12 protein-coding genes are annotated in these 16,920 nt (G+C 66.7%); 5 read left to right on the plus strand and 7 right to left on the minus strand.

What is annotated here, in order from left to right; all coding sequences use genetic code 11:
• Positions 1 to 2: 2 nt before the first annotated feature.
• From C936_RS0100670 to C936_RS0100680, 3 genes are read right to left on the minus strand one after another with little or no spacing between them, the layout of a single operon-like run.
• Positions 3 to 2,174, minus strand: a complete 2,172-nt coding sequence (locus tag C936_RS0100670) for an HAD-IIB family hydrolase (protein WP_018138904.1) — start codon at positions 2,172 to 2,174, stop codon at positions 3 to 5.
• Between the two features lie 13 nt (positions 2,175 to 2,187).
• On the minus strand, positions 2,188 to 3,585 hold the full coding sequence (locus tag C936_RS0100675; protein ID WP_018138903.1) for a glycoside hydrolase 100 family protein: 1,398 nt from the start codon (positions 3,583 to 3,585) through the stop codon (positions 2,188 to 2,190).
• A 58-nt stretch (positions 3,586 to 3,643) separates the two neighbouring features.
• Positions 3,644 to 4,720 (minus strand): EAL domain-containing protein, encoded by a 1,077-nt coding sequence (locus tag C936_RS0100680; RefSeq protein ID WP_018138902.1) that lies wholly within the window; start codon positions 4,718 to 4,720, stop codon positions 3,644 to 3,646.
• Positions 4,721 to 4,825: 105 nt separating this feature from the next.
• Here C936_RS0100680 and msrB point away from each other — a divergent pair, with 105 nt between their 5' ends.
• The gene (gene msrB, locus C936_RS0100685; protein WP_018138901.1) at positions 4,826 to 5,221 is read left to right on the plus strand and encodes a peptide-methionine (R)-S-oxide reductase MsrB; all 396 of its coding nucleotides are present in this window, start codon (positions 4,826 to 4,828) and stop codon (positions 5,219 to 5,221) included.
• Positions 5,222 to 5,252: 31 nt separating this feature from the next.
• A complete protein-coding gene (locus tag C936_RS0100690; protein WP_018138900.1) occupies positions 5,253 to 6,464 on the plus strand; it encodes an MFS transporter in 1,212 nt (403 codons plus the stop codon).
• Between the two features lie 917 nt (positions 6,465 to 7,381).
• Here C936_RS0100690 and C936_RS0100695 read toward each other — a convergent pair.
• From C936_RS0100695 to gshA, 4 genes are all read right to left on the minus strand, one after another.
• Positions 7,382 to 10,540 (minus strand): efflux RND transporter permease subunit, encoded by a 3,159-nt coding sequence (locus tag C936_RS0100695; RefSeq protein WP_018174909.1) that lies wholly within the window; start codon positions 10,538 to 10,540, stop codon positions 7,382 to 7,384.
• Positions 10,537 to 11,652, minus strand: coding sequence for an efflux RND transporter periplasmic adaptor subunit (locus C936_RS0100700; protein ID WP_018649105.1), 1,116 nt, complete (start codon positions 11,650 to 11,652; stop codon positions 10,537 to 10,539). Before C936_RS0100700 ends, C936_RS0100695 begins: the two co-directional genes overlap by 4 nt.
• Before the next feature lie 76 nt (positions 11,653 to 11,728).
• Complete coding sequence (locus tag C936_RS0100705; protein ID WP_018174911.1) at positions 11,729 to 12,745, minus strand: glutathione S-transferase family protein; 1,017 nt, start codon at positions 12,743 to 12,745, stop codon at positions 11,729 to 11,731.
• 138 nt (positions 12,746 to 12,883) lie between these two features.
• Positions 12,884 to 14,470 (minus strand): glutamate--cysteine ligase, encoded by a 1,587-nt coding sequence (gene gshA / locus C936_RS0100710; RefSeq protein WP_018138896.1) that lies wholly within the window; start codon positions 14,468 to 14,470, stop codon positions 12,884 to 12,886.
• A 147-nt stretch (positions 14,471 to 14,617) separates the two neighbouring features.
• On the opposite strand from gshA, the gene budA reads away from it, so the two are divergent.
• The 3 genes from budA to C936_RS0100725 all read left to right on the plus strand — a co-directional run bounded on the left by budA (position 14,618) and on the right by C936_RS0100725 (position 16,880).
• Positions 14,618 to 15,430 carry an acetolactate decarboxylase gene (gene budA, locus C936_RS0100715; RefSeq protein ID WP_018138895.1) on the plus strand — a complete coding sequence of 271 codons (813 nt, stop codon included), beginning with the start codon at positions 14,618 to 14,620 and terminating at the stop codon, positions 15,428 to 15,430.
• A gap of 78 nt (positions 15,431 to 15,508) precedes the next feature.
• Positions 15,509 to 15,907 (plus strand): hypothetical protein, encoded by a 399-nt coding sequence (locus C936_RS0100720; protein ID WP_018138894.1) that lies wholly within the window; start codon positions 15,509 to 15,511, stop codon positions 15,905 to 15,907.
• Positions 15,908 to 16,007: 100 nt separating this feature from the next.
• On the plus strand, positions 16,008 to 16,880 hold the full coding sequence (locus C936_RS0100725) for a helix-turn-helix domain-containing protein (protein WP_018138893.1): 873 nt from the start codon (positions 16,008 to 16,010) through the stop codon (positions 16,878 to 16,880).
• The last annotated feature ends 40 nt before the right edge of the window (positions 16,881 to 16,920 follow it).

Raw genomic sequence — 16,920 nt, forward strand, 5'->3', positions numbered from 1 at the left:
GGCTATTCGTCGGCCGGGATGTCGCAGCGGTTGGGCAGATCGAAGTGCTCGATGCCCTCGAGGATACCGCGCGCATAGGTCGCGTCAGCAAAGAAGATGCGCTGGAATCCGCGCAGCCCTTCCAGCTCCGGCTGGTGATTCCCGACCACGACCCCGAGCAGCCGCCCACGCAGCATATCCTCGTCGTTACCGGAGTCCCCGGCCACCAGCACATGTTCGAGCGGGATGCCCCACTTGTCAGACAGGTAGCGCACCGCGAGCCCCTTGGAGGCGCGCACCGGAAGCAGATCCAAGTAGCGCTTGTGCGAATAGATCACGCGCGCGTGCAGGTCTTCGCGGTACAAGCGGGTCTCGATGCTCTCGGCATCCAGCTCCCCCGGAGGATCGACGAAGAAACTCACCTTGAACGCCCGCTGGTCCTCCTTGGGCTGCAGCTCCAGCCCGGGCACCTTCAGCAGGCACTCGCGCAGGCGGTCGGGCTCCCAGCGGTGGCTGATGTGCCGTGCCCAGCCGCGATCCTCGGTCCGCTCCGCCCCGTAGTGGATCTCGCTGCCCACCGAGGTAATCCAGACGTCCGGCGCGGGCACCCCGTGCTCTTCCAGCACGGCCGCGGCGGAATCCAGCCGCCGGCCCGTGGCCACACCGAATACCACCTGCTTGCGGTGGCGTTTGAGCCAGGCGACAAAGGCCCGCGTGGCCTTGTCGTTGCCCAGCAGGGTGTTGTCGATGTCCGTGATCACGGCACGGTCGGCCTTGGCCAGCCGACCGGAGGTCGAGCGCTGTTCGCGCCGTGTCTGGCGCACCTCCTTGCTGAGCGCCTTGACCAACCTCACGTACTTCTCGGCATGTCCGTCCCAGGAGTAGTGCTGGCGCACGCCCTTCAGGCCCGCGCGCGAATAGCGCTGCCAGCGCGGGCGGTCCGCGAGGATGCCCTGGATCGCATCGGCGATCCCTTCCGGGTCCAGCGGGTCGACCAGCAACCCGTTGTGGCAGCGCGAGATGATCTCTTCGGGCCCCCCGTCATTGGTGGCGACGATCGGGGCCCCGCTGGCCGCGGCCTCGATCAGGGTCAGGCCAAACGGCTCGGTCAGCGCTGGATTGACGAACACCCCCTTGCTGGACGCGACCAGGCGGTAGAGGTCCGGCACGTCCTCGGGGCTGTGGTGCTTCGGGTAGGCCACACGGCCGTAGAGGTCGTGGCGGTCGATGCGCAGCAGGAGGTCCTTTAGTACGTCGCGCGCACCCTTGTCGAGGTCGCGGATGTCATCGCGATTGCCGGCCACGATCACCAGATTGGCGTTCTCCCGCAGCCACTCGTTGCCGGCGTAGGCCTCGACCAGGGCGCGGATGTTCTTGCGCTCGTCGGCCCTGGAGAGCGCCATGATCAGCGGGCGATCCGGCTTTTGCAGAAACCGCCGGATCTCGGGCCAGATCGGCGGCTTGCGCTGGCCGCGTTTGGGCGGGTAGAAGCGTTCGAGGTCGGTCCCGGGTGGGATCACCTCCATGCGTTCGGGCTGGTAGTTGTCGTAGGTCGCGTACTGCTCGCCAATCTCCTGGCGAGTGCTGGCAATCACCCGATGGGAATGGGCCAGGGCCTCTTCCTCGGCGTGGATGCGGGTGGCGATGTTATAGCGCGACTCGATGTCGTCGTCGGACATCCCGCCCTCGCGCAGACGCTCGCGCTTGACCCGACCCAGGGAATGCCCGGTCTGGAGCATCGGCGCGCCCAGCAGGTTGGACAGGCGCACCGCCACATGCCCGGCATCGGCGTAGTGCCCGTGAATCACGTCCGGGCGCAGTCCCACCTCGCGGATATGCCCGAGGGCGTTGTCGGCGAAGCAGTCGAGATAGGGCCAGAGCTTTTCCTTGCGCAGGTAGCGTTTGGGTCCGCAATCCAGACGCACAATAAAGGCGCCGTCGCCGAGTGGCTCCTCGCGTTCGGCGTAGTCGTCCGCGACCCGGCTGTCGACAATGCGCCGTGTGAGCAGATCGACCCGCCCCACCTGCGGGTGTCGCGCCAGCGCGCGCGCCAGCTCGACTACGTACAGCGTCTGCCCACCGGTGTCGGCGTCGCGCCCCAGCTCCAGATCCCGCCCCCGCATCAAGCCGTGGACACTGATCAGGACGAGGTACAGGCCCTCCCCATCACGGGCCTTGCTCTGGGTCTTTTTCATGGACGCACATGCCTCATGGCAATTCGGGTTCGGGGCTGTCGAACAGGCTCATGGTATCGGGGTTGTCGAGCAGGGCCTGTGAAACCAGGACGGCGGTAGCCGACCAGGTCTGCTGATAGTTGGCGCGCCGACCGATCAACCGGCCGTGACGGCCGTCGTAATACTCCGGCCAGTCGTCGCGATGCAGCCGTTCGGCCGCCACTGCATGCACGCTGCGCGCGAGATCCGGGCGCCCGACCCGCAGCGCGGCACCGGTAAACGCCCACAGCAACGCCGGCCAGTTGCCACCATTGTGGTAGGACCATGGCGTGTTCTTGGGGTCGGAGCCGGTCAGCAGGCGCCATTCCTCGCCGCTCATCGCCGGGTAGCAGATCTTCACCGGCATGGTCCCGATCAGGTCCTCGAAGCGCTGCTCGAAGGTCTGCATGATCGAGCGCGACTGGCGCTCGTCGGCCAGCCCGAACAGAACCGCCAGCAGATTGCCGAAGCTGAAGAAGCGAAAATCCATCCGCCCCGGCCCCAGGTTGCCGACCAGATACCCGCTCTCCGAGGGCAGCCAGTCCACCAGCCAGTCAGGGATGCTCTCGGGATAGATGTTCAGCGCATTCTCCGACTCGTGGCCGAAGTGCTCGGTACGGTAGCGGTGGATGTGGTTCAGTCGCTCGAGATCCAGCCAGTAGTAGTGGCGGATGTAATCGGACAGTTGCCGGGTACGGATCGCGGACTGCTCGCAGAGCTGCTCGGAGTCGGTATCGCAGGGTTCCAGCATCGCCAAGGAGGCCTTCAGCATGCCGTAGAACAGCGCCTGAATCTCCAGCGGGTGGCCGAACACGCCCATGCGCCGGTCGATCATGAAGCTGCCGTCCGGCACCAGCAGGGTCGGGAAGACCTCGAAGCGGTCCTGCAGACAGATACTGAGGATCAGCCGGATGCCGCGCTGCACATCCTGGCTTTTGATGAAGTCGTGATCTCCGGTGCGGTTCTGATAGGCGCGCAGCAGCAGCACCCACCACATCATCGAATCCACCGGGGCCACGCGGCCGATCGCGCGATCGCCGAAATCGGCCGCCAGCCCCTCGCGACCGTTCTCGTCGGTGAACACGCGAAAGCTCGCCGGCATCACGCGCGGCAGGCGGCGGTGACCCTCGATTTCTTCCTGGGTATCGCGGATTTGCAGGATCAGCGACAGGAAGTCGCGCACCACCTCGGGCTCGTCGTTCAGCAGGTAGACGAGCCCGGAGGGCACGAAATCGCGGATAAAGCAGTCCGCGTAGTTGTCCGCAGGCGCGCGGGCATCCAGGCTGGCGACGGTCCCCACCGTACGGCCTTGATAGCGCACCTCGGCATCACGAAGAAGCTGGAAGGCGGACTCCAGCGTCGGGTTTCGGGCATCGGGCGGAAGCTGGTTCATACCCTTGAGTCTAAGGGAGACACGGGTCGGATGTGCACCGCCCCAGAGAAACCACGGTTCAGGCCTCCGGATGCACGGGCATGGGCGGCTCGGCGGCCGGACGGGCGAACAGGTATCCCTGGCAGTAGTCGACCTGGTCCTTGAGCCAGCGCCACTCCTCCACCGTCTCGATGCCCTCGGCGACGGTCTGGATCTCGAGCTCGCGCGCCAGTTCGGTGATCTTGCCGAGAATCTTCTGCTGATAGATATCACCGTCGATGCCACTGACCAGCTGGCGGTCGATCTTCACGTAGTCCGGGCGCAGCTGCGAAAGCATGTTCAGCGAGGCATAACCCGCGCCGAGATCGTCGAGTGCCACCTGGAAACCGGCACGGCGATAGCGATCGACGATGCGCGAGAGGTGATCGACATCGGTCACGTAGTCGCTCTCGATCACCTCGAACACGAAACCGCTCGGACCATCCCCGTCCGGACGCGACAGGATCTCGCGCACCGTCGTCTCCAGACAGAACGCCGGGTCGTAGATCGCCGTGGGGTTGAAGTTGATGAACAGCCGACTCCCGATCCCGCGTTCGGTGGCGCGGCGAATTGCGTTGATCCGCGCCGAGCGGTCGAGATGGAACAGCAGCTCGGCCGCCCGCGCCGTCTTGAACAACTCATTCGGCGGGATCACGTCGCCGGCGGGCGTGCGGGCACGCACCAGCGCCTCGTAGGCGAACACCTCTTCGGGCTGGGCGGCGTGCACGATCGGCTGGAAATGAAAGTCCAGCGAGTCGTTCGCGAGGATCGCCGCCAGATCGCGGGCGTTGTGGCGAGCGATCAGCGTGGACAGCAGGTGGGTGTCCTGCAGATGGGCGAGGCTGAAGGTCTCGTCGCCCGGGACGAAGGTCGCCCGACAACCGGACTGTTCCGCACCGCTCAAGGCCTGCTCCAAGCGCACCAGGGTGTCACCCAGCCCCCCGTTATTGTCGACCGGCATTGCAAGAATGCCGGAGACGGGTTCGCTGCAGGGGAGTTGTTCCTCCACCATGCGGCTGCGCAAGACTGCGCGGGTATGCGCCAGAACCGGCGCGAGATACAGGGTGCCGGATTCCGCCGGCAGGAGATCGATACGTTCGCAATCCGGGCAACTCACGACCACCTCCAGCGGTCCATCGTATCCAGTCGAGACCCTCCGGGCAGTGCTACGATCCCGGTCATTCTCGGTTTGTACGCACCATAGCACCACCCGGAGGCTGCAATGAATAACCCAGATCATCCCGACGACGACCTGCGCGCACGCCTGACACCCGAGCAGTACCGCATCGCCCGCGAAGGCGGGACCGAGCGCCCATTCACCGGGGCCTATCACGACCACAAGGCGGATGGCGTCTATCACTGCGTAGCCTGCGGTACCGCGCTGTTCGACTCCACCACCAAGTTCGATTCCGGCTCCGGATGGCCCAGCTATACGGCCCCGGCCGCGCCCGACGCCGTGAGCGAGTACCGCGACCGCTCGCTGGGCATGGAACGCACCGAGGTCCGCTGCGCGGGCTGCGACTCGCACCTGGGACACGTCTTCCCCGACGGCCCGCCCCCGACCGGACTGCGTTACTGCATCAACTCCGCCGTGCTCGATTTTCGCCCCCGCGCCTGAGTACGTCGCCACTCCCGTGGAAAGGAATCCCGTGTCCTCTTCGATCACCCCGCGCGAACGCGTGAATGTCCTGCTGCTGGCCACGGCACAGGCCCTGTTTCTGATCGCCGCGGTCACCGTGATGACACTGAGCGGCGTGGTCGGGGAGCGCCTGGCCACGGACCCGGCCCTGGCCACCCTGCCGGTCGCCGCGATGATGGTCGGGACCCTGGTCACCACCCTGCCCGCCTCGCTGTTCATGAAGCGCTTCGGGCGGCGCACCGGCTTCCTGCTGGGCACCAGCGTGGGCGGGGTCGGTGGCGCCGCACTGGCGGCGGCCGGGGTCTTCGCGGAGGCCTTCTGGCTGTTCGTGCTCGGCAACCTGCTGCTGGGGGCCTACCAGGCGTTCGCGATGTACTACCGCTTTGCCGCCGCCGACGTGGCCAGCTCCGCCTTTCGCCCGCGAGCGATCTCACTGGTGATGGCCGGCGGGGTCGTGGCCGCCTTCCTCGGCCCGTGGAACGCCCACCATGCCCAGGCCCTGCTGCCGGACACGCCGGAGGCCGGACCCTACCTGGTCCTCGGCGCCCTGGCCCTGCTGGCGATGGCGCTGCTGGCCTGGCTGCGCGTGCCGGCGCCGCCGCCAGAGGAACGCGGGCCCGCCCGGCCGATGGCCGAGATCCTGCCGCAGGGTCGCTTCCTTGTGGCCCTGACCGCGGCCGCACTGGGCTATGCGGTCATGGTGCTGCTGATGACGGCGACCCCGCTGGCCATGCGCCAGGCGGACTTCGACATGGGTCAGGTCGCACTGGTGATGCAGTGGCACGTGCTGGGGATGTTCGCGCCTTCGTTTGTGACCGGCCACCTGATCACCCGCCTTGGGATCACACGCATCCTGGCGCTCGGCAATGCGCTGGTGCTGTTCAGCGTGGCGGTTGCCGCGCACGGGGAGACGCTGGGGCATTTCTGGCTGGCGCTGTTCCTGCTGGGGGTCGGCTGGAACTTCCTGTTCATTGGCGGCAGCACGCTGCTGACGACCACGCATACCGCCACCGAGAAGGGCAAGGTCCAGGGTGTGAACGACCTGACCATCTTCACGCTGGTCACGGCCGGCTCGCTGCTGGCTGGCGCACTGCTGCGACCACTGGGCTGGGACGGCCTGAACCTGGCCATGCTGCCGGTCGTCGCGCTGCTGACCATCGCCGTCGCCTGGCTCTGGTTCGACGACACCCGCGCCTCATCCGCCCCACGCGCCGAACCCTGATTTCCCGTTGCCGGGCCGCCTGTCTTGTTGTGGCTGGCTCTGGATCGGCATCCGGTGTTTACGGTGGCTTCGGGCCGCCGCCTGCCATGCGCTGTCTCGCCAGCGCACCGCGCCCGTTGTTGATCAAAAACGGGCTTCTTTGCTCGTGCAAAGAAGTATCCAAGAAACACGCCCGACTGCCGCGACCCCGGCCCGCTATGCGGGCCGGGGTTTCCCTCGCTCCGAGGCTTTTCGCGGGCGGCGCTGAAACTCGCTGCGCTGTCGCTTCGCTCAGACAGTCAGCGCCTCTCTTCCCGCGAAAACCCTCTCCACTCGGCGCGACGACAACGGGGGGTGAAGGTCTAAACAGCGGCGATCCCCATGTTCGTGCTTCTGGATGGAGGCTGGGTCTTCGGACATCTTCGGCACGCTCGGCCTACGGCCATAGCGTGCCGCGCCCGCAAGCGGGCGCCAAGGGTAAGATGCCGATGAGCGTAGCGAATCGCATCAGGGTTGCCCGGACGCTGGGATGGTGCGTTTCGCTGCGCTCAACCGCACCCTACGGCGTCGGAGTTGGGCGAAACGTTGGGGAATGGCTCTTGTTTTGACCTTCTCCCCCCGTATGAAGCCCCTTGCGGAAGGGTCCTCGGGACGGACGATTCAAAATAGAAACGGGGGCGCTGACTGTCTGAGCGAAGCGACAGCGCAGCGAGTTTCAGCGCCGCCGGCCCGAGGGCCCTGGAGCAAGGTCCCCGGGCGGAATCCGGGTGCCCTTCTTTGGGTACTTTCTTGGGCAAGCAAGAAAGCCCGTTGTTGATCAAAAACGGGCGCGGCGCGCTCGCGAGTGAGCGCTCGGCAGTATGCGGACCAAAGGCACATAAACACTGAGGCCGATCCAGGGCCAGCCACAACAAGACAGGCGGCCCGGCAACGGGAAATCAGGGTTCGGCGCGGGGGGCGGATGAGGCGTGGCCGCCGCGGCGTTCGCCGTCGACGTCGGTGACTTCGGCGTCGAGGTCGTGCAGGCGGCGGGTGGTCGCCAGCGGCGAGGTGGTGCCGCGCGCGACCAGGCTGTAGGCCGCCGGAATCACGAACAGCGTGAACAGCGTGGCAAACAGCACACCCGAGAACACCGCCACCCCGATCACGAAGCGCGTCTCCTCGCCCGGCCCGGAGGCCAGGATCAGCGGAATCGACCCGGCCACGGTGGTCAGCGCGGTCATCAGCACCGGCCGCAAACGCATGCGCGCCGCCTCGACTACGGCAGTGTCGAAGTCGCGCCCGCGGTCGCGCAACTGGTTGGCGAACTCGACAATCAGGATGCCGTTCTTGGCCGCCAGCCCGATCAGCATGACCATCCCGATCTGACTGTAGATGTTCAGGGTCTGGCCAGTCAGGTGTAACCCCAGTAATGCCCCGACCACCGCGAGTGGCACGGTCAGCATGATCACGAACGGGTGCACAAAGCTCTCGAACTGGGCAGCCAGCACCAGGAACACGACCAGCAACGCCAGCGCAAAGACGAACAGGATCGCCTCGGAACCGGAGCGCAGGTCCAGCGACTCTCCCTTGTAGTCGATCCCGGCCTCGGCCGGGAGCAGCTCGGCCGCCTTGGCATCGAGGGCATCCAGCGCCTGGCCGAGCGTCATCCCGTCCTGCAGGCCGGCGGTCAGGGTGACCGCACGTGCCCGGTTATAACGCTCCAGTGAGGAGGGACCGGCAAATTCCTCGTAGGTGACCAGGCTCGACAGCGGCACCATGGAGCCGGCCGCCGAACGCACATAGAGGTTGTCGATATCCCCGGGGGTGCGGCGCTGGTCGGTCAGGCCCTCGATAATCACGTCATACTCCTCGCCGCGATCGACAAAGGTCGTCACATCGCGCCCCCCGAGCACGATGTCCAGCGTGCGCCCGACATCGCGCATGGACACACCAAGGTCGCCGGCACGGTCGCGGTCCAGGCGCACATTGATCTGCGGCTGGGTGGGCTCGTAGTCGAGATCCACGCGGGTGAGGCCGTCGATGCCCTCGGCCGCCTCGCGCATAATCTCGCCCCACTCCTCGAGGGTGTCGTAGTCCGGGCCGGAGATCACAAACTGCACGGGCGGACCGATGCGTCCGCGCGAGAGGCCCTGGCGCATGACCACGCGCGCCTCGACCCCCGGCATCTCTTCGACGATGCCCCGCACCTCGTCGATCACCTCCTGCCCCGACATGTCGCGGTCGTCCCAGTGCTCGAGGATGGCGATCACAAAGCCGTTGTTCATCAGCTCCGACCCGCCAAATCCGCGCGGCGTACGCACCAGGGCCCGACGGATGGGACCGTCCTCGACCAAGGGCTGAATGCGGGTCTCGATCTCGGCCATCTGGCGGCTCATGTAGTCGAAATTGGCCCCCTCCGGGCCGTCGACCATCACGAAGAAGGCACCGCGATCCTCCTGTGGCGCAAACTCCTCGGGCAGGGTGTCGAACAGATACCAGGCGGCCGCGAGCACGAGCGCCAGGATCGGCACGATCAGCCAGGCTCCCTTAAGGCCGGTCTGCAGCGCACGCCCGTAACCGCGTTCCAGGTAGGAAAAGCCGCGACTGATAAAGCGCGCCGCGCCGGTGTCATCGTCGCCCTTGTGCATCAGCCGCCCGGACAGCACGGGCGCGAGGGTGAGCGCGACCAGGCTGGAGAAGAACACGGCGATCGCCATCGCGATCGCAAACTCGGTGAACAGACGCCCGACCGTGCCCTCGAGGAAGGCCAGCGGCACAAACACCGCAATCAGCACCGAGGTGGTCGCGACGATCGCGAAGCCCACCTGCCCGGCGCCACGATAGGCCGCCAGCAGACCGGGCTCGCCACGCTCGATGCGCCGGTGGATGTTCTCCAGCATCACGATGGAGTCATCCACCACCAACCCCACGGCGAGCACCAGCGCCAGCAGGGTCAACAGGTTGACCGAGAACCCGAACAGGTTGATGCCGATAAAGGCCGCCGTGATCGCCACGGGCACCGTCACCGCCGGGATGATGGTCGCCCGCCAGCTCCCCAGGAACAGCCAGATCACGAATACGACCGCCGCCGTCGCCACGGCCAGCGTGATGTAGACCTCGCGGATCGCCCCCTCGATGAACACCGACTCGTCGTAGGTGGTCACCAGCGAGGTACCCTCCGGCAGGCTGTCCTGCAGATCGGCGGCCAGGGCCTTCACCCCGTTGGCGACATCCAGCACGTTTGCATTCGACTGACGGATGATGCCCAGGCCGATCATGTCCTCGCGGTTGCCGCGGAACTCGCTGCGTTCGGTGTCGGCGCCGATGTTCACCTCGGCGACGTCGCTCAGCCGCACCAGCTGCCCTTCCTCGCCACGCTTGAGCACGAGGTTGGAGAAGTCTTCCGGGGTGCGGTACTGGCGATCGACCCGCACCGTGAACTCGCGCTCGACCGACTCCAGACGCCCGGCCGGGAGCTCGACGTTCTCCTGTTCCAGGGCATCGGCGATGTCCGTTACGGTCAGCTCGCGCGCAGCCAGGGCCTCGCGGTCCACCCAGATCCGCATCGCATAGCTGCGCGCACCGCCGCGGCGCACCAGCGCGACACCATCCACCACCGAGATGCGGTCGATCAGGTGACGCTCCGCGTAGTCCGCCAGCTCCAGCTGATCCATCGTGGTACTGGACAGGTTCAGCCAGAGGATCGGGTTGGCGTCGGCATCCGCCTTGGTGACCTCCGGCGGGTCAATATCCTCGGGCAGGTCGCGCATCGCGCGGCTGACGGCCTCGCGCACGTCGTTGGCCGCCGCGTCCAGGTCGCGATTCAGGTTGAATTCGATGGTAATGCGGGACTGGCCGTCCTCGCTGGTGGACTCCACATAGCGGATGCCCTCGATCCCCGCGACCCGGTCTTCCAGCCGCTGGGTCACCTCGCGCTCGATGATGTCGCCGCTGGCGCCTGGGTAGACGGTGTCGATCGTGACCACGGGCGGGTCCACGTCGGGGTATTCACGTAGCGGCAGGTTGTCGTAGGCGATCAGGCCGAAGGTAATCAGCAGCAGGTTGAAGACAATCGCCAGGACCGGACGGCGATTGGCGACATCCGAGATAATCATTGCGCGTCACCGGCCTCGCCGGTTTCCAGGAACTCGGGCACGCGCGGCGGCAGCACGCGCACGGACTGCCCGTCCCGCACTCGGGACACGCCCTCGGAGACGACCACATCCCCGGTTTCCAGCCCGGACAGGATCTCGGCAAAGCCCGGCATGCGACGCCCAATGCGGATCCGTACGCGCTCTACCGTACCGTCCTCCAGATGGCGGAAGGTGAAGTGCTGATCGGCCACCTGTTGAACCGCGCCCTCGGGGATGGCGACCCGTTCGACCGGATCCAGCGCCAGGCGAATATTGACCAGCATCCCCGGGCGCAGGATGAAGTCGGGGTTGTCCACCGTCGCGCGCACCGTCAGCGTCCGGGTCGACACATCGAGGCGGTTGCTCACCGCCGAGACCTGTCCCTCGAACACCCCGATCGCGCTGCGACCATAGACCGTGCTACCCAGCGGGATCGCGGCCGCGTGCCGCTCGGGGACCGCGAAATCGACCCTCACCCGCTCGATATCATCCAGCTCCGCGATCGGGGTACCGGGGCTCACCAGCGAACCGGGACTCACCTGGCGCAGGCCCAGCCGGCCGGAAAATGGGGCGCGGATCGTGCGGTTGGCCACGCGCGCCTCGGCGGCCGCCAGCCGGGCCTCGGCCTCGCTCAGGCGCGAGCGCTGCTGGTCCACCTGCTGCTGTGTCACCACGCCATCGGCCACGCGATCGCGCACACGTTCCAGTTCGCGCTCGGCCTCTTCGACCTGAACACGCGCCTCGCGCAGGGCCGCCTCGGCCTCGTCTGCATCCAGGCGGACCAGGATCTGCCCTGCCTCGACCTCGTCACCATCGTCGAACAGGACCTCGACCACGCGCTCGGTCACGTTCGCGGTGACCAGCACCGATTCGTTGGCGCGAACGGTACCCAGGGACTCGACAATGGTTTCGAAGGTGCGCGGCTGCACGGTTGAGGTCCGCACCGGCGTGCGGCGATCCGCCTCCTCGGGGGCCTCGTCGGCGGCCTGCGCGTCGCCACTGTTCGACTGGAATTCGCCCTCGAGCCCGTACCAGGCAGCCACGCCCAGCGCGAGCACAGCTACCAACCCCAGCAACCAGCCAATCGCCTTCACCCAGCCAACCCCTCGCTAAAAAGCGGGCCCGAGCAAGCCCGGGCCCGCGTAATCCTCGCCAATAGTGTAACGACCGTCACACTTCCGCGGCGTTCCGGAGTTCGGCCGGGAGATCCCCCAGCGGCCGACCGTGCGGCGCACTGTAATCGAACACCGGGCCCTTCGGCACGATGCGGCTGGGGTTCAGCATCGGGTGGCTGCCGTAGTAGTGCGCCTTGATGTGATCCATGCGCACGGTCTCGGCCACGCCGGGGCGCTGGTAGAGCATGCGCAGGTAGGCCGACAGCGCCGGGAAGTCGATGATGCGCTGGCGGTTGCACTTGAAGTGGCTGTAGTAGACCGGATCAAAGCGCACCAGGGTGGTAAACAGTCGCCAGTCGGCCTCGGTGATCCGGTCGCCCACCAGGAACGGCTGGCGTGCCAGACGCTCTTCCAACCAGTCCAGGGTCTCGAACAGGCGGTCCCAGGCGGCATCGTAGGCCTTCTGGGAGGTTGCGAAACCCGAGCGGTAGACGCCGTTGTTCACATTTTCATAGACGCGATCGTTGACCGCGTGGATCTCCTCGCGCAGGTCCTCCGGGTAGAAATCCAGCGTATTGCCGGTGATGCCGTCGAAGGCGCTGTTGAACATGCGCACCAGGTCTTCCGACTCGTTGTTCACGATCCGGTCGGTCTGGGTGTCAAACAGCACCGGCACGGTCACGATGCCCGTGTACTTCGGATCGGTGCGGGTGTAGAGCTCGTGCATGTAGCGGGAGCCGTGCACGCGGTCGCCGGTGCAGCCGTCGCAGTCATCGAAGGACCAGCCGGCGTCGCCCATGTAGTGATGCACCACCGACAGCCCGATGTGCGACTCCAGACCCTTGAGCTTGCGCAGGATCAGCGCGCGATGCGCCCAGGGGCAGGCATAGGAGACGTACAGGTGGTAGCGCCCGGACTCGGCCGGGTAGCCGCCCTCGCCCAGCGGGCCCGCGGAGCCGTCGGCGGTCACGTAGTTGCGGTATTGCTGGTCCTGGCGCACGAACTCTCCGTTCTCGTCGGACTCCTCTTCCAGCCAGCCCTCGCGCAGTTCGCCGTTGATCAGAAGACTCATGGGGTTCCCTCTGTAGCGGTCCAGTCGCCACGGTTACGGATGATGGCTTCGATTATCATGTCGATAAATTCGAAGATAAATCGCGTTGTTTCCGCTTGAAGATTCGAAAATATCGAATCAACAACCAAACACTAAGGTTCAGGAGGCGCGCAGCGTGCCGTCGAAGTAGCGGGCAAGGAAGGTATCGAAGTCCAGGGTATCGGCCGCCTCGATCGCGGCCTGCTCCGCCAGGCTCTGGCGCGCCAGGGCCTCCAGCGTCTCGGCGCGCGGCAGCGGACCGTTGAAGCGAAACGCCTCGCGGTGCTGCGCGGACAGACGGCTGGCGTAGCGGTAGAAGCCCTCCTCGCGCGCCATCATGTCCTCCAGCATGCGCGCCGAGGGAGTCAGATCGGCCTGCTCGACCTTGCCCCACTGCTCGCTTAGCGCACGGCGGTACGGGTCGCCCGGCAGTTCCTGGTCAAGGATTGCGGCGACCGGGCGCATCAGGGCCAGCAGTTCGCGCGCCCAGTCCTGCAGCGCGACCTCGCCGCCGGGGCGACGCAGTGCAAGCCCCGGGCGGCGGCCATAGTGCGCCACATCGAGCAGGTTGGCATCGATCGCGTCCAGCTCACCCGCCTCCAGCTGTGGGCTCGGCTGCAGCAGGCAGGCCAGGGCGAACACCTCCAGAAAGCGCAGCTGGGTCTCGTCCACCCCCAGCGGGTGCTGGGCGTTGATGTCCACCGAGCGCAGTTCGACGTACTCGATCCCGCGCGCCTCCAGCGCATCGGTGGGCTTCTCGAAGCGCTCCAGCGGCTGCTTCGGGCGCACCGTGGAGTAATACTCGTTCTCGATCTGCAGGATGTTGGCGTTCAGCTGGCGATACTCGCCATCGACCTTCACGCCGATGCGCTCCCACTCGGGACTGGGCGTGTTGATCGCGCAGCGCAGCGAGTCGACGTAACCGCCAAGGGAGTTGTAGTCCGCCTTGATGCCGGTGTCCGCCTCCTTGCGGTTGGTGTACCCGATGTCGCCCATGCGCAGGCTGGTCGCATGCGGGAGGTAGGAGGTGTCGTCGTCGAAGTCCTCGAGCACCGCGCCGTGGCCCTCGAGGAAGGAATTGCACACCGCCGGCGAGGCCCCGAACAGATACGGCACCAGCCAGCCGAAGCGCAGCAGGTTGCGGATCATGCCCATCATGCGCTCGTCGCGGAACGCGCGGTCGTCCTGTTCGCCCAGCACCTGCGCGAGCGCCGGCCAGAACTCGGGGCGCGGGGAATAGTTGAAGTGCACCCCGGCGATCACCTGCATTTTGCGCCCGTAGCGGTGCCCCAGCCCGATGCGATAAACGGTCTTCATGCGTCCGGCGTTGGACGTGCCGTACTGCGCGACCGGGATCGCGTTGTCGTCGGCGGTCACGCAGGGCATGGAAGTGGACCACAGGATCTCGTCGCCGACATTGGCGGCGGCGAAGGCCTGCAGGTCGTGCAGGAAACCCAGCGTCTCGCGCACATCGTCGAACGGCGGGGTGACCAGCTCCAGCAGGGCCTCGGAGTAGTCGGTCGTGATATTCGGGTGGGTCAGCGCCGAACCCAGTGCCGCCGGGTGTGGGGTCAGGGCCGGCGAGCCCTGCGGGCCGACGCGCAGGGTCTCCTTCTCCAGGCCAATGCGCCCGTGCAGGCCAGTGCCCGCCAGGCGCTCCGCCAGCTGCGCGACCAGTCCCTGCAGATTGCGTTCGTCGGTTCCCACTGGGCTGCGTTTCCTGCCTGTCTGCAAACCCGGCGAACATACCGGAATGCGCCCCCGGGGTCACATGCAACCGGCACGGGGTTGCGGGAAGCCCAGCGCCCGCGCAACCTTGCCGGCAACCGTTTGCGCTGACCGGAAGCCACCGAGATGTCCAGTAACGATTTACCCGATGACCTGATGGAACGCTTGAGCGCCCGTGCCCGCCGCGAAGGCCAGGACCCGCAGGCCCTGATAGAGCGCTGGCTGGAGACGCCGGCGACCGCCGCCAGCCTGCATGTCTCGGCCCCGGTGAACGCCCTGGTCGAGGGGCTTTATCGCGAGGACACGACGATCGCCGACATCCTCGATCGCGGCGATTTCGGGCTGGGGACCTTCAACGACCTCGACGGCGAGATGGTGGTCCTGGATGGCGAGGTCTTCCAGCTGCGCTCGGACGGCCGCGCCTACGCGGTCAGCCCGGAGACACGCACGCCCTTCGCCTGCGTCACGCGCTTTCGCCCGTGGAGCGAGGAAACCATCGACACCCCGATGGACTACGACGGGCTGCTCGCCCTGTTCAACCGCCTGATCCCGTCGCACAACATGGTCTACGCGATCCGGCTGGATGGCGTGTTCGATTACGTGCGCACCCGCTCGGTCCCGCGCCAGGACGCCTACCGGCCGCTGGTGGAGGTTGCCCGCGAGCAGCCGGAGTACGAATTCGAGGGCATTGAGGGTTCGATGGCCGGCTTCTGGACCCCCGAGTTCATGCAGTCAGTTGCGGTGCCCGGCTACCATCTGCATTTCGTGGACGCCGACCGCCGCTGCGGCGGTCACCTGCTGGAGGCCCGTCCGCGATCCATCCGCATCGCCCTGCAACACCTCCCGCGCGTGGACCTGGGCCTGCCCATGACACTGGACTATCTGACCGCGGACCTGTCGCGGGACACATCCGAGGATCTGAACGAGGCCGAACACTGACCTGACCGTTCATACGCGCCTTTGCCTGCGCCCGCGCTGCATATTAGTCTTTTCTTATTTTTGGTAATCGGAGCGCCCGTGGACCAGGAAAGACAACGCCGCAGCTGGGACGAGATCGTGGTGGATGCCCTGCGCACGCCCGCCGCCTGGCTGTTTCTGCTCGGGCTGGCAGCGGGCGCCGGGATAGTGCACTGGGGCGTCGAGCCGGGGCCGCCCGAGGGGGTCCTGATGGTCACCCTGCACAATGACAGCGAGGTCCCCATCCGCGCGGTTCACTTCGACTTCGGGCACGACCTGTCCGAGTCGTCGCTGCGCGAGGGCGAGATCGGCCCCGGAGAACGCCGCCGTGTGGCCCTGAACCACCCGCCCGGGGCCGGTTTCAACGTGGAGATCCGCTACGCCGACGGCCATGAACAGGAGTTCTGCGCCAACCGCGGCGTGGAGGGCCGGGAGCAGGAAGTCCGGGTCTATCGCTGACATCCCCGTCGCGGTCATCCCGTGACAAGTGGATCGACGGCTCGCCATGGCCTATAAGCCAGGTTGCGGGGTGCAGACGATGCCACAACGATCGACCAGTATGCTCGACTTCTTTGCGCGGGGGCACGACGCGCCGTTCCTGCAGGAGGTCCGCGCGCGGGGAAACCCGCCGATCCCGATGATCGAGAACGCCCACCCGCCGGGGCGCATGAGCACCCCGCCGGTGCGCGAGCTGATGATCAGCGACACCTGCGGGGCGCCCTTTCGCTTTCGTTGCGACATCGGTGCCGGGGCTTTTTCCGGCTGGGCAGACCCGAAGGAGTTCGTGGTGATCCCACCGAACGTTCCTACTTACTGCCAGATGCACGACCCTGCCAGGATGCGTTTTGTCGGTATACCAGCGGGACTCGCCCGCGCCTGCCTGGAACGCGACCCCGATGACCCACTGGACTTTGGTCCCCTTCATACCCGCACACAGGCCGACCCACTGGTGAGTCAGGCCCTGGCGTGCCTTTGGCAGGAGATGGGGCGGCAGGACCCGGCCGCACGTCTGTTCGTGGAAAGCATGATCGCGGTGCTGGTCGTGCGCCTCGCCCGCCTCGCGGATCAGCACCAGGAACTGGCGTCGCGCCGAGCGAGTCTCGCGCCGCACCAGTCGGCACGGGTCATCGAATACATGCGCGGCCATCTGGATCACCGTGTCACACTGGGCGACCTGGCCGCCCTGACCGGTCTGTCACCCTGGCACTTCGCGCGCGCCTTTCGCGAGACGCATGGCCTGCCACCACATCGGTACCTCACGCGCCTGCGCCTGGAGCGGGCCCGCGACCTGCTGGTCCGCACCCCCCTGAGCGTTACCGAGATCGCCAGCGCCACCGGGTACTCGTCGCAGCAGCTGGCCCGACACTTCCGCCGCGCCTTCGGTGTTGCCCCGGCGGCCTACCGGCGCATCCACGCGGGCAGCGCCGCATAGGGCCACACGGTTTTTTCGAGCCTTCCTCGCTCGACCCGCA

The organism is Thioalkalivibrio sp. ALJ4, from assembly GCF_000377225.1.
Taxonomy (GTDB): domain Bacteria; phylum Pseudomonadota; class Gammaproteobacteria; order Ectothiorhodospirales; family Ectothiorhodospiraceae; genus Thioalkalivibrio.